The 12,803-nt window shown below is 40.2% G+C and carries 12 protein-coding genes and 3 tRNA genes; 6 read left to right on the top strand and 9 right to left on the bottom strand.

The features are described from left to right. Nucleotides 1-18 precede the first annotated feature (18 nt). Genes E4N78_RS11895 through E4N78_RS11885 form a run of 3 tightly spaced genes read left to right on the top strand, consistent with a single transcriptional unit; the run spans nt 19 to nt 1,482 of the window. Nucleotides 19-372 (top strand): hypothetical protein, encoded by a 354-nt coding sequence (locus E4N78_RS11895; protein ID WP_255810747.1) that lies wholly within the window; start codon nt 19-21, stop codon nt 370-372. Beyond that, on the top strand, nt 369-1,010 hold the full coding sequence (locus tag E4N78_RS11890) for an RNA polymerase sigma factor (RefSeq protein ID WP_255810746.1): 642 nt from the start codon (nt 369-371) through the stop codon (nt 1,008-1,010). Before E4N78_RS11895 ends, E4N78_RS11890 begins: the two co-directional genes overlap by 4 nt. After that, entirely contained in the window at nt 1,000-1,482 is a 483-nt protein-coding gene (locus E4N78_RS11885; protein WP_255810745.1) for a hypothetical protein, read from the top strand. The genes E4N78_RS11890 and E4N78_RS11885 overlap by 11 nt, the downstream gene beginning before the upstream one ends. A 43-nt stretch (nt 1,483-1,525) precedes the next feature. Here the strand turns inward: E4N78_RS11885 and E4N78_RS11880 are convergent, their stop codons facing one another. Then, nucleotides 1,526-2,449 (bottom strand): M23 family metallopeptidase, encoded by a 924-nt coding sequence (locus tag E4N78_RS11880; protein WP_255810744.1) that lies wholly within the window; start codon nt 2,447-2,449, stop codon nt 1,526-1,528. A 175-nt stretch (nt 2,450-2,624) separates the two neighbouring features. Between E4N78_RS11880 and trhA the strand changes: the two genes are divergently transcribed. Then, on the top strand, nt 2,625-3,278 hold the full coding sequence (trhA, locus tag E4N78_RS11875; RefSeq protein ID WP_255810743.1) for a PAQR family membrane homeostasis protein TrhA: 654 nt from the start codon (nt 2,625-2,627) through the stop codon (nt 3,276-3,278). Between the two features lie 36 nt (nt 3,279-3,314). Here trhA and E4N78_RS11870 read toward each other — a convergent pair whose 3' ends face one another. The 5 genes from E4N78_RS11870 to E4N78_RS11850 all read right to left on the bottom strand — a co-directional run bounded on the left by E4N78_RS11870 (nt 3,315) and on the right by E4N78_RS11850 (nt 7,782). Beyond that, nucleotides 3,315-4,928 (bottom strand): ATP-binding protein, encoded by a 1,614-nt coding sequence (locus E4N78_RS11870; protein WP_255812360.1) that lies wholly within the window; start codon nt 4,926-4,928, stop codon nt 3,315-3,317. Nucleotides 4,929-5,051: 123 nt separating this feature from the next. Further along, nucleotides 5,052-5,125, bottom strand: a tRNA-Ile gene (locus E4N78_RS11865). A 174-nt stretch (nt 5,126-5,299) separates the two neighbouring features. Continuing rightward, nucleotides 5,300-6,109 (bottom strand): DUF4097 domain-containing protein, encoded by an 810-nt coding sequence (locus tag E4N78_RS11860; RefSeq protein WP_255810742.1) that lies wholly within the window; start codon nt 6,107-6,109, stop codon nt 5,300-5,302. Beyond that, the gene (locus tag E4N78_RS11855; RefSeq protein ID WP_255810741.1) at nt 6,090-6,830 is read right to left on the bottom strand and encodes a YggS family pyridoxal phosphate-dependent enzyme; all 741 of its coding nucleotides are present in this window, start codon (nt 6,828-6,830) and stop codon (nt 6,090-6,092) included. The genes E4N78_RS11860 and E4N78_RS11855 overlap by 20 nt, the downstream gene beginning before the upstream one ends. A 16-nt stretch (nt 6,831-6,846) precedes the next feature. After that, nucleotides 6,847-7,782, bottom strand: coding sequence for a hypothetical protein (locus E4N78_RS11850; RefSeq protein WP_255810740.1), 936 nt, complete (start codon nt 7,780-7,782; stop codon nt 6,847-6,849). Nucleotides 7,783-8,009: 227 nt separating this feature from the next. Here E4N78_RS11850 and E4N78_RS11845 point away from each other — a divergent pair, with 227 nt between their 5' ends. Both E4N78_RS11845 and E4N78_RS11840 read left to right on the top strand, forming a co-directional pair. Continuing rightward, nucleotides 8,010-9,995: a DUF3833 domain-containing protein gene (locus E4N78_RS11845; protein ID WP_255810739.1), complete on the top strand. Its 1,986-nt coding sequence runs from the start codon at nt 8,010-8,012 to the stop codon at nt 9,993-9,995. Between the two features lie 295 nt (nt 9,996-10,290). Continuing rightward, nucleotides 10,291-11,832: a sigma-54-dependent Fis family transcriptional regulator gene (locus E4N78_RS11840; protein WP_255810738.1), complete on the top strand. Its 1,542-nt coding sequence runs from the start codon at nt 10,291-10,293 to the stop codon at nt 11,830-11,832. 54 nt (nt 11,833-11,886) lie between these two features. Here E4N78_RS11840 and E4N78_RS11835 read toward each other — a convergent pair. From E4N78_RS11835 to E4N78_RS11825, 3 genes are all read right to left on the bottom strand, one after another. Continuing rightward, nucleotides 11,887-11,960 (bottom strand) — tRNA-Arg (locus E4N78_RS11835). 13 nt (nt 11,961-11,973) lie between these two features. Further along, nucleotides 11,974-12,046, bottom strand: a tRNA-Pro gene (locus tag E4N78_RS11830). Nucleotides 12,047-12,107: 61 nt separating this feature from the next. Next, nucleotides 12,108-12,725, bottom strand: coding sequence for a hypothetical protein (locus E4N78_RS11825; protein WP_255810737.1), 618 nt, complete (start codon nt 12,723-12,725; stop codon nt 12,108-12,110). Between the last annotated feature and the right edge of the window lie 78 nt (nt 12,726-12,803).

Here is a 12,803-nt window from a genome sequence, read left to right as displayed (position 1 = left end):
TATTTTGGAGGAATTGAAATGAACGGACAACCCGTTGCGGCTGCGCAAATTATTATAGCTGTTGTTCCTATAGTCGGTATTGTTATGGCCGGCGTTTTAATTTTTTTCTACTTATTTTGGCGTAACAAGCAGATAATCTGTCAAATTCAAACTAAAACATATATTCCGATAAAATTTAATTTGTCGGGTTTTTGCCTTATTTCGGGTATTCTTTTGCTGATGATAGGGGGCGTATTGACCGTTCTATTTTCGGTAATAGACGGACTGAGCTATGTACTTTTAGGCGGTCTTGTACCCTTAAGCTGCGGTATAGGCCTTTTGCTCTACTATTTTATTTCATCTAATGGCAGAAAAAGGGAAACTGAAAGATGATTAAATTTTCCAATTTACTCAGAAAAGAATCTCCTGAAGCCGTGCAAGACCGCCTCTTATGTAAGGCCGTCCTTGCAGGAAATACCGAGACCTTCAGCCTCATTGCTGCAAAGTATCAAAAGCGTATCTATTCTTTGGGGATGAGCTTTTTTAAAAACCATGATGACTCTGAAGATTTTGTACAGGATATAATGCTTAAAACTTTTTCGGCTCTGCCTAAATTCCGCGGAGAGTCTTCTTTTTCTACATGGCTTATGAGGATTGCCTATAATTCGGCTATCAACTCTGTTAAGCGTAAAAGAGAATTCGTTTCTGCCTTTGACGATTTTGAAATAAAAACAAACGATTTAACTCCCGAAGAAAAGCAGATCCAAAATTGTGTAAAAAATGCAATCAGGCGGGCTGTAAATGACCTCCCCGAAAAATACAGAATATGTATCGACCTTTATTTCTTTTATGATATGCCCTATGCGGATATAGAATCGGTTACGGGTATACCCGTAAACACTATTAAGTCCCATATTTTCCGCTCAAAAAAAATATTAAAAACCGAACTTGAAAATCAAGGAATTTACGGACAAGAAGAAAGTCCTAAATATCCCGTTTTATTTAAATTGAATTTAGCCTATGACATGTAATGAAGCTATTAACCGTTATATGATGCTTGATAAGCATGAGGCGGTTCCTTTTGCAGTTACTTTCCATCTTTTGAGGTGTAAAAAATGCCGCAGCCTTGTCCGTGCTCTTACTCAAGCCTCGAATCTATATATCTCTTCTTTTAGGACCAAGGCAGATGAGATTCTTACCGAAAAAACTATGGTAAAGATTAATGCTGCAGTTCCGGATCTTTTAAGCCTTCAGGCAGAAAAATATCAGCTTCCTAATGTCAGCATCTTACCATGGGCTCTTGTCGGCTTATTGATGATTGTCGGCCTTGCTTATATACCGTTTACAGAAATAGGTAAATGGGCAGCAGAGAATTTTAAGCTTAGTTTTGTAGTTCCTTTTGCTCTTGTATTTGCCATATTTGTAAGCGTTTATTCAGCTGTCTTTGTTTACCGTAATCTTGACTTTTTTGTAAAAAAGCTGGATTTAAAGGATCAAAAATAGAAAATATGTAAATATTTCTAGAATATCTTATAAGAGCTTTAGGTTAATTCCATACGGCGACAGGATTTATCGTAGCTCCGTTTTTGTAAACCGTAAAATGAACATGGGGGCCGGTACTTCTTCCTGTTGTGCCTACGGTTCCTATCTTGCTTTGTGAAGTAACATACTTTCCGCGAGAGGTTATAATCGTATGCATGTGTCCGTAAAGGGTTTGATAGCCTGAGTGATGCCTTATTATTACATAGTTACCGTATACATTACTGTAGCCTGTTGCAGCCACGGTTCCCGGAAGGGCTGCATAGATGGGGGCTCCATGATATGTTGCAAGGTCTATACCGTTATGAAAGCTCCTGTTTCCTGTAAAAGGGTCCCGTCTCCAGCCGTATCTGGATGTTACCCTGTATCCTCCATGTATGGGAGACTTAAAAAGGTCTCCATTTATTTCTTGAAGGGTTACCCAGTCCAGTTTTGCATCAGGCAAGAATATTACTGAACCTGCTTTTAGTATGTTGTTATCCGAAATGTTATTGACCAGAGCTAATTTTTCAAGTGAAATTTTATAGGTGTCGGCCAATTTTTCAGGCGTATCGCCTTTTTTCGGAGTATAAACAATTCCGTCCATTGAGGGTATTTTCAACAGCTGTCCTATTTGAAGAGTTCTTGTGTTTCTAAGTTTGTTTAAGCTTATAATTGCATCCTGACTTACCCCATATCGGGAGGCTATCTCGCCTACCATGTCGCCTTTTTTTACCGAATATACTATGTAGTCCAAGGGGGGGAGCTTTATTTCCGAAATTTCCTTATCAGGTCTAAAAGTCGGCAATCTTGTATCTCCTCCGCCCATTCCCCCATCTAATGAGTTTTGAGATAGATTAATAGAATCAAAGCCATCTAAGGCAAAATAGACTGTACCTAGTACAAGGAGAAAACCGATTATACCTGCAAACAAATAATGAGTTTTTTTCATTTAAACCTGCACAACTTTTTATATTTAATTATCGGCAAAAAAACATATTTTCTTCACGCTTTCAGCGTTAAAATTATACTAAAAAAGACAAAAAAATGCAACGGATCAAATCGCCTCTTTTTTATTAATATTCCCCATGCAACCTTAACTCCCTTAAACTGTCTAAATAATAATTATGAAAGAAGAAAAAATTAAACGCCGATATTCTATAGGTGAAGAAATTGCAAATGCCGTAACTCACGGAATAGGGGTAGGTCTTTCGATTGCGGCCCTCGTGCTTTTAATTATAAGGGCTGCCCGTTATGCTCCGCCTGATTTAAAGGCCGGTTATGTAGTAGGCTTTACCATTTTCGGAGCCTCCTTGATAATCCTCTATCTTTTTTCAACCCTATACCATGCTCTTCCGCTAAAAGCAAAAAAAGTATTCGGCATATTCGACCACTGCTCAATCTACATACTGATAGCCGGAACCTACACTGCCTACTGTCTTTCTGCCCTCAACGGAGCTGTCGGCTGGACAATCTTCGGCATTATCTGGGGAATGGCTGTCCTAGGCATAGTTTTATACTCGATATTAGGAAGCAGGGTAAGGGTTCTATCGGTTATTACCTATATCCCTATGGGTTGGCTCATCATTTTTGCCGCAAGGCCTTTAAAAGAACAGCTGCCGCTTTTAAGTTTTAAGTTTTTAATTGTAGGCGGAATTATTTATACTGCCGGTTGTATTTTTTATGCAATGAAGAAAGTAAAATGGGCACACAGCATCTGGCACCTCTTTGTTATAGGCGGAAGCATAATGCACTTTTTTTCGCTTTATTACAGTTTGTAAAAAGAAAAGAAGATTTTAATCTGAAAGATTTTAAGCCTATACAGTTTCGCTTAACCACTCGCTCACAGTATTTTCTTCCGCATTAAAGCTGACGCCGATAAGCACTATCTTTTTGTTGTCCGCCTTGTACCTTTCGGCATAGTTTTTTTCTTTGATTTGTTTTAAGGCATCTTCCGCACTTTCCTTTAGCTTAAACTCAAAGATGTAAATTGCCTTTTCGGTTTTTACAAGGCAGTCGGTTCTTCCTGCAGAGGAGGGCGTTTCCACTTCGACAAACTGTCCCATAAGGGCAAAAACCAAGTAAATACAAACTTGAAAATTATGCTCCCTCAATGCAATGCTTTTATCGGTATCTTTTTTTACAGTATCGTAGGGGAGGCTCGCCATTATCGACTTTAATCTTTGCATAAACTCATCTATTTTTCCCGCTCTTAAATCCTTTGTAAACTGAACCACATTAAAAGAGGTATTGGTAAAGCTTATATTTGAATATTCGGGTAAAAGATTATATAAAAAGCCGTAACGAACTTCCTCATTCGGAAAGCCAAGCCTATACATCTTATATTCTTTATCATAGCCTTTTATCGTTAGGTAGCCCGATTGAAACAGTACGGGTATAATTGAGTCCACACCGGCCCTGTAATCGGATAAAAATGCTGAACTCATCTCCACATTTCCGTCCAAGTGGGGAATGTTGTAGTTCTCCCTTTTTAATTCGTTTACCAAAAAGGTCGGAGTACCTGTTGCAAACCAATAGTCTTCAAATCGTTTTGAAAAAAAGACATTGAGCAGACTGAATGGGTTGTACATTGTTTCCGTTTCGTAAGAAAAACAATAACCGTCATATCTTTTCTTTAAGGCCGAAATACAATCCTCATAGTTGAGCTCGTTTTTTTCGGCTAGGGTTTCTATTTCGGGGCGGAAGGTTTTTACTAATTCTTCTTGACTTATTCCGCAAATAGCTGAAAACTCAGGGTTTAGACTTATATCGTTTAGATTGTTTAAATCGCTGAAAATACTTACCTTGCTGAATTTTGTAACTCCCGTTAAAAAGGCAAATCGGATATACTCATCATTGCTTTTTAATACGGAGTAAAAAGCCTTTAAGACAGCCTTGTACTCTGTGTTTAATTCTTCATTTACTCCCATTGTTTGAAGAAGAGGCTTATCGTATTCGTCAATTAGTATAACTACCTGCTTGCCGGTTTTTTCGTAGGCAGTTCTTATAGTTCTTTCAAATCTTGAACCTAAACTGTCTATGCTGTCGGGGGTAATTTCATATTGTGTTTCTATATTTTTGAGTAAAAATCCTAATCTTTCATTGAGGGCATCTGCATCGGCATACCTACCTACATTAAAATCAAAATATAATATCGGATATTTCTGCCATATTTCTCGATTTTCTTTTTCGGCTTCTTCCAGTTTTTCGATTGCCAGGCCTTTAAATAATTCTTTTTGACCTAAAAAATAGGCTTCTAATGTTGAAAGAAAAAGGCTTTTACCGAAGCGGCGGGGGCGGCTTAAAAAGTAAACCTTACTTGCACTAGCAAGACGGAAAACATATTCCGTTTTATCAACATAGAGGAATTCTTTTTCTCGCAAATCTTTAAAACTTTGTACGCCTATAGGCAGTTTTCTACTAAAATCCATCATAGTTATTAGTTTATCATAAGGATTGGGGCTTGTCAATTAAGGAATTTCCCATCGAATGGGAAACTAAAGGTTTTTTTTGCAGCGGCATAATTCGGCTGCACAAAAGATTAAAAAGAAAAGTGGGCCCAGCTGGACTTGAACCGGCGACCCGCGGATTATGAGTCCGCTGCTCTAACCAACTGAGCTATGGGCCCTTAAAAAGAGTTTTGAGTATATCAAAAACTTAAAAACTTGTCAATCGGTTAATGAAAAATATACATCCTTGTATATTTTTCATCTTAGAGTTTTGCTTATGCAAAACTCTCGAAGTTGGAACCACCGCCATCCATGGCGGTTAATGAATATACATCCTTGTATATTTTCATTGCTTATTTGCCGGTTTTCGGTAAAAAATTTGCTTCGTTGTTTACCAAATTGGGAGATGGGGTGGGGCCGAATTCGCTGACTCCGTATTTATCGAATTTTTCTGCCGGTTCTTTTAAAGGTGCCGAAAAGCCCAAGTCTATGTCAGAAAAAGAAGCACTCATCGAGATGAATTTTTTAGGTTTGGACGGCGAAAGGGCTAAAATTTTATCGGTATAAGCTTCCCCATCATATAAGAATTTTTCACATTTTTGTTTTGTTACAAAAAGGTTGCAATCCGCCTTTTCTTCGGCTATTTGAATCTTTGCCGTTGAGGTGTTTAAGCAAAAATCGGCCGCAGTTACAATGCCGTTATTAAAGGTAAGGCTGCCGTTTGAAAGTGCAATCAGGCTGTTTTTTAAACGGGAGCCTGTAATTTCAGCCCGATTAAAATTCCCCGAAACCGAAAAATGAACGGCCTTTATGCCTTCAATTTTTATGGAAGAATGACTTGCAAGAATTCTGCATGATTCAAGTAAAAAATCTTTTGGAACATAGATAAAAAGTTTTCCGCTTGCCGGTTTTATCTCGGTAAACCTTAACTTCTTTTTATGTTCAACTATCGAAAGTTTTGTGCCCGCGCTGAGCTCCGCTTTATAGGCTATCGTGTCCCCGTCATAGGCACTTATAAAAATATCGACTTCCGACACGGCGGCTTCTATGTTTACAACCCTCTTTTGAACCCTCGTCAAAGCGTCAAAATCTTGAGCAAAGGAGTAAAATATGAAAAGAGAAAAAAAACATAAACCAAAAAGTTTAACCTTCAATTTTTGCATTTTCGTTCCAATAATAGGAATCGGGATAATTTCTTTTGCCGAAAATTGCCGTACCTACTCTTATTAGGGTTGAGCCTTCTTCGATAGCAACTTCAAGATCTCCCGTCATTCCCATAGAAACAACCTCCATCGAAACATTGGGAATGTTTTTTTCGGTTATTTCTTTTCGAATTTTTTGCAGGAGCTTAAAACAAAGTCTCACCTTATCCATATCATCGGAAAAAAGACCTATTGTCATAAGGCCTTTTATTTTTAAGCAGGGAAGTTTTGCAATTTTTTCGGTTAGAGCTAGAGCTTCTTCAGGCTTACATCCGAATTTGCTTTCTTCTTGAGAGGTGTTTACCTGAATTAAAATATCCATGGTCTTCCCCTCGGGTTCAAGTCTTTTGCTAAGCTTTTCGGCTAAGTCAAGCCTGTCGACAGACTCAATGCAGTCGGCATATTTTATTACGTCTTTTATCTTATTGGTTTGCAGATGCCCTATAAAATGGGTCTCGTGTTTTACCGATGAAAGAGGCTCATACTTTTCGCATAGCTCCTGAACCTTGTTTTCTCCTATTAAAAGTTCACCGTATTCAAAGGCCTTTAAGATTCTTTCCGGTGTAACGGTCTTTGTTGCCATAAGAAGCCTTACCTCTTTAAGATCCCTTCCGCAGGCCTTGCAAGCTTTTTCCATCCGTCTATGCACTTCTTCCAAATTTATTTTAATATCGTCCTTCATTCTTTCCTCTTAGGTTTTATCCCTTAGCTCCTACAAGATAAAGATACTGAATTGGGAGCCCATATATTTCAGCCTCTTCAAACCCTTCAATCATAGGAAAATAGGTATAGGTACGCCCGTCGATAAGTTCGATGGTAATCATAAAGCCTAACTCACTATTTAAGCTGTAGCTTGCTTTTTTTATATCCATTAAGCTATGCGGTTCAATATATTCGGAATCTTCGTTTTGACCTGCAATAAGTTCGCAAATAAATTGTTCCGTCCATCCTTGATGCATATCCATACATTGGGATGCGATATAATCAGGTTTAATATACTGCAAACAAGAAGCCGCATCATGGGCATTAAGAACTTTTACAAAACCGTTCAATAATATATTGTAAACATCTGACTCATCATCGGTTTCTTTTAGCACATAATCATTAATGCGGACAAATTTTTCATTTTTCCACTTAAAAACCATACAATCAAGCTGGTTTATCATTACCGCAAGCGAAGTATTATCCCGCAGCGGATAAAAACGTATCAAATCATTCATACCTTCAAGTGCAGGGCTTTTTTTTACCTGTTCTTTTATCGTTTTTATGCCGTAATCATTCGTTTCGGAAAATTTGCCTTTATTGTAAAGGTAAAAGACCTCGGGCCCGGCACCTCCGTAGCTTACCAAAATAAGCTTTTTACCGCCTTTTAGATTCCAATAGCACATTTCAAAACCGTACTCGCTTTTAAGGCTCAAATACCGGTTTTCCTCATCGCAGACCTCAATGTACGAATCCCTGCGTGCTGTATCCAAGTTAAAATTATCAAAAACAGGCTTTAATACCTTTTCAGGTAAAAGTTTAAAAAGCATTTTGATCGTTACTGCATCTTCTGCAAAGACTGCGGAAGCGCCTGCCGCTAAAACGGCAAAGATTAAAGTAATCGATATAATTTTCTTTTTGATATTAAACATAGGTTCCTCCACCGATGATAGCTCATTATAACATAGTTTATAGTATTTTCCAAGTAAGATTACAGTAATTTTTTCAGATATAAAAAGAAACCGCAAAGGGTAAATTTAAGAATGCATTATTAAGACAGAATCAAAAAATCTTTGCGAAGTTGAGTGTGAGCTCAACGCTTTGCGGACCCTTGAGGTTAAACAAAAAAACCCCAAAAAGTTGTAATTTATGGCGAAAAGTGCTATACTGTACGATAAATTACAAGTCTCTATTTCCCCTTAACAAAGGAGTAATCGGTAATGAAAAAACTTTTAAAGATTTTAACAATGGTTGCAGCAGTGCCGGCAGCCGTACTGTTTTTGCAGGTTGCAAACAGTTTTTAGAAGACCCTGAAGAATTTTTAAGCTATTGGGCGACGGAAGCCTTTATCGACCGGAATATCGTGATAAGTCCGGCTCCCTATTATGCGTCCGGCTCGAGCATTCCCTGTGTGCCGTCTGCAAGCGACGTAACGGTTACTATGAAAGTGCACAACCCCAAAAACTTCACGTTTATAATGCCGAATGCTCCCGGAGCACCTTCTGATATTGTAAGGTTTGGGGACGGCAAGGTAAAAGGATCGAGCAGTGCTAAGCCCGTATACGGCACCGATTATATGCTTGAGCCGATTTCGGACGGTAAAGCTCTCAAATTGACGTATACCAACGCCTTTTTAAAGGCAAATGAATGGAGTAGCGCAAACATAGGATCCACGATTACGTTGTACAGTATTGATGGCAGAAAATTCAATCATACTTATTCATTCGATTTGGAAGCGAACACGCCGCCGCCTGAAATCGGCGATATAACTATAGCACAAACGAACAACGACAGATATTATGTTTTGTGCTTTAAGGTAGACGATTCGGCTATGAATAAAAGCATCCCAGGCGGAAAGCTGCACAAAGATTTAGGCCTTGTCATTACTAAAGAGGGCGGAGAAACAAAGAAAATACCGCTTCCCATAGGAAGTTCCGGATTTGCTGTAGACCCGGCAAACGGCCTTTTGTCGTCAGCTTCGCAGATTATTGCCCCTGTCCCTTCAGGAACATGGAAGGTCTATTTTAAAACCGATACGGAGCTTACGGCGAGCACGCTCCCCCAAAAATACACAGTCCGGCTGACCGATAAAAAAGGCCTTTCTTCGGAACCAAAAGAAGCGAAGACCTTAGGCTCTATCCCCGATATAAGCGTTGCTGATACAGCATGGAAAAATTTAAAACAAGCCGTAGAAAATGCCTCTGAAAACGGCGTTATAACCGTCATGGGTAATGTTAAAGCAACAAGCGCTCCCGGCAACTCAGGTCAAATAGAAATCAGCAAAGACCTCACCATAAGGGGAAAAAAAGAAGATGGCTCAGACACTCTTGACGCAAACAGCGATGCAGGTGGGAAAGCTGCGCACCGTATTTTCAAAATAACCGGAGCCGCACGGGTGCAGATGGAAAACCTTACACTGATAAACGGCAAAGAAACCTCAGCTTCATATACACTCGGTTCAGGCGGCGGCGGTATTTTAATGGACGGAACAGCGCATCTAAAGCTTACCGGCGTAACGATACGAGACTGTACCAGCAAGGCGCCCGGCGGCGGGGTACGAATGGATCATGCTCTTCCAGGCGGCGGAAAACTTACGATGAAAAATGTCAAAGTTATACACAATACAGTTAAGAATGATGACGGAAGTGGTGAATCTAGCGGCGGCGGTATAAGTTTGCCAAATCATGCTTATGAAGTTGTTATCGATAACTCCGAAATTTCCTATAACACGGTCGATGTAAGCGCAAAGACAACGCATGGCTATATAACCGTTAAAGCCTGTGGTTTATACGCTGGTAATAAACCAAATTCCAAAACCTATATTAAAGGGCATACTGTAATAGAGGGTAACGGCTATGTTAAGCATGTATCCAAGACTACAAATGTTCAAGGTATTGGTATGTGGATGCAGGGAGGTGAGGTAACAATCGGCGAAGATGACAAGAGTGACGCTGAAAGCCCCCTTATACAAAACCATCAGGTTGGGACTGCTGATGACGTGAAAGGTACCGCAATTTATTTGGAAGGCGGGGCAAAAGTCCATTGGAAGAGCGGGCAAATCAAAAATAACGGCGGTCCAACTAATGCTGTTTTCAAAGGCCCCAGCGCTACATTTGACAATCAAACAGCGTATACAGCGAATTAGGATACAAAGGGTAGAGGTTTGATGGATAATGGGCAGCTGGGCTATATCAAAGTTTTTTAGCTTCATAAGTTTGGCTGTTTCTGTTTTAGTTTCATAAAAAAAATTACTTTGCGAAGTTGAGCGTGAGCTCAACGCTTTGCGCTCGCTGCGGTTAAATAAAAGAATATAAACCGCAATGGTACAAAAAAAGGTTAGCCTCGAAGCTCCGCTGGCTGTACGCCTCGAAGCTCCGCTGGCTGTACTTACCCCTGACTCCTTTTGACAAAGGTTTATAATGCGGGTATAATCGCAGGGTATGAACAAGGCTATATCCGTTTTAAATAAAACCAATCCCATCTCGGCCGAGCAGGCATTGGAGCTTATTCTTGAGGCTTTAAGAGAGCTGGTCGATTATGAGCTTGCTGTTGTGATGGGCTTTGAAGATAAAAATGTTCTAAAGGTAAGAAAGGCCATAGGCCCGCTTTCTTCAAAATTATTGGACGATTTTACGATTAACTTAAACAAACGGAAAGACATTGCCCGAATTTTAGATGAAAGAAAGGCTTTTTTGTTTGATGAAAATATTCCCCATGTCGATACCTATGACGAAATAATGAAGCTGCCAGAAAATCATTCTTGTTTGGTTGCCCCTCTTTACATAGGAGATAAGGCTATCGGAATGATGACCTTGGATCACAGTATGTGTTCCCGCTTTACGCCCGAAATCGTCCGTTTTATATCTACAATTTCAAAACTTATTTCGGTTGCTATGGTCCAAACTGATGCCTCCCAATCCCTCATTCAAAGAACCGAAAGCCTCCTTCTCGAAAGGAATGTTTTGCTCACCGCTTCGACAAATGTTTTTAAGGATATGGTCGGTTCTTCCCGGGCTTGGACTACGGTTTTAGATTCGATAAAGCTTGTTGCGGCCTCTGATGTGCCGGTTTTAATTTCGGGCGAAACGGGAACGGGAAAAGAGCAGGCAGCCCGCACCATTCACAGACTTTCCAACAGGGCCGAAAAACCTTTTGTGCCCGTAAACTGTTCTGCCCTTGTGCAGAGCCTTGCCGAAAGTGAAATCTTTGGGCATGAGAAAGGTGCCTTTTCGGGGGCTGCGGCCTTGCGGAAGGGGCGGTTTGAACTTGCCGACGGCGGCACCCTCTTTTTGGACGAGGTAGGGGATTTGCCCTTTGATTTACAGCCCAAACTTTTGCGTGTTCTTCAAGACGGAAAATTCGAGCGTGTCGGCGGGGAAAAACCCGTTTCTGTGGATGTGCGCATAATAGCCGCAACCAATGTCGATTTGGCCGAGGCCGTTTCGATGGGGCGCTTCCGTGAAGACCTGCTTTACAGGCTTGACGTTTTTCCGCTAAGGCTTCCGCCTTTGAGGGAACGAGATGACGATACAGCCCTCTTAGCCGAGCATTTTATTTCGGATATACGCAAAAGGAAGGGCTTTGAAAACACAAGCCTTTCGATGGCTGCAATCGAAAAACTTATGTCTATGCCTTGGCATGGAAATGTCCGCGAGCTTAAAAACGTTGTAGAGCGGGCTGCAATTCTTTCGCAAGGCGGAGAAATTCCTGCCGAACACTTGGTGCCGGGAACAAGAGAATTCTACATTTCAAACGCTGCTAAAAAGAAGCCCCTAAAGCCTGCCGTAAATAAGGAGGCCGAAAAAGATAAGGTTTTGCCTGAAGATATTAAACCCTTTGATGAGGCCCAAACCGAGATTATTCAAAAAGCTCTTTTAGCCTCAAACGGAAAAATTTACGGCAAAGACGGAGCTGCCGCTCTTTTAAACCTAAAACCGGGAACGCTTCAAAGCAAGATGAAAAAACTGGGCATTAAGTACTAAAAAAGCCGATTAAGTTATCTTGTTAATGTACAAGGCTACTTAATCGGCTTTTAGCGAGACCGGAGGGACTCGAACCCCCTACCTACTGCTTAGAAGGCAGTTGCTCTATCCTGATGAGCTACGATCCCAAGGTTTTAAGGATCGGGATGGAGGGATTTGAACCCCCGATCTTCTGGTCCCAAACCAGACGCCTTAGCCCCTAGGCTACATCCCGATGCGAGTAAACATAATACGTAAAACAGGCATCAATGTCAAGACCTTGGGGCAAAGGTTATTTAAAATTTGACTACTAATCCCAGCTTTATATTTATAGACTTTGCCATATCAGGCAGTGAGCCGGATTTGATACTTGTTGTGGTGGTGTTGCTACCTCTTTTTGTTGATTCATTTCCTGCTACAGGTTTATAGTATAGTGCCGAAGCTCCTGCATACATTCCGAATTTTCCTGTAAACATATAAGAAGCGGTAAAATTTATTCCACCGCCTACATTGAAGTAACTTACGGTTGTTTTATCACTTGTGCGAAAAGCAGATCCGCCGAATGCAAAAGCTCCGCCCAACAAAAGCTCAAAACCTTTTCCGGGTTTAAATATATAGCCTACTCCAAGCATTGTATCGTTTACAAATATATTGTTAAATGTAAATGTAGTGTTTGCAAAGACGGCCCAGTTTTTGGGAAGAGGATAGGAAATACCTATATTGATTCCTCCCAAGTCTTGTAAGTTTATTTCATGGTGTCTAAAGCCGTCAGAACCATAACCTCTGATTGTATGTAATTGATGATTGGTATAAGCCCCTCCGGCTTCCAAATTTAAACCGACCGATTTTGCCGTCAGCATACCTGTAAAAACCGACGCAAAAACAAGACAAACAAAAAACAGTTTTTTGTTCATAAAATTCCTCCAAATGAATAAAATTGTATTATAAATACTTATATTTTATTTAAGTATCCGATAATTATCAAAAGTTGT

This window comes from Treponema denticola, assembly GCF_024400535.1.
In the GTDB taxonomy this organism is placed as follows: domain Bacteria; phylum Spirochaetota; class Spirochaetia; order Treponematales; family Treponemataceae; genus Treponema_B; species Treponema_B denticola_C.
This window is presented reverse-complemented; position numbering and strand designations above follow the sequence as displayed.

Coding starts and splice junctions, on each gene's coding strand:
- E4N78_RS11885 (WP_255810745.1), top strand. CDS start 1,000: ATGACATGTAATGAAGCTATTAACCGTTATATGATGCTTGATAAGCAT.
- E4N78_RS11825 (WP_255810737.1), bottom strand. CDS start 12,725: ATGAACAAAAAACTGTTTTTTGTTTGTCTTGTTTTTGCGTCGGTTTTT.
- E4N78_RS11840 (WP_255810738.1), top strand. CDS start 10,291: ATGAACAAGGCTATATCCGTTTTAAATAAAACCAATCCCATCTCGGCC.
- E4N78_RS11850 (WP_255810740.1), bottom strand. CDS start 7,782: ATGTTTAATATCAAAAAGAAAATTATATCGATTACTTTAATCTTTGCC.
- E4N78_RS11870 (WP_255812360.1), bottom strand. CDS start 4,928: ATGGATTTTAGTAGAAAACTGCCTATAGGCGTACAAAGTTTTAAAGAT.
- E4N78_RS11880 (WP_255810744.1), bottom strand. CDS start 2,449: ATGAAAAAAACTCATTATTTGTTTGCAGGTATAATCGGTTTTCTCCTT.
- trhA (WP_255810743.1), top strand. CDS start 2,625: ATGAAAGAAGAAAAAATTAAACGCCGATATTCTATAGGTGAAGAAATT.
- E4N78_RS11860 (WP_255810742.1), bottom strand. CDS start 6,109: ATGCAAAAATTGAAGGTTAAACTTTTTGGTTTATGTTTTTTTTCTCTT.
- E4N78_RS11890 (WP_255810746.1), top strand. CDS start 369: ATGATTAAATTTTCCAATTTACTCAGAAAAGAATCTCCTGAAGCCGTG.
- E4N78_RS11855 (WP_255810741.1), bottom strand. CDS start 6,830: ATGAAGGACGATATTAAAATAAATTTGGAAGAAGTGCATAGACGGATG.
- E4N78_RS11895 (WP_255810747.1), top strand. CDS start 19: ATGAACGGACAACCCGTTGCGGCTGCGCAAATTATTATAGCTGTTGTT.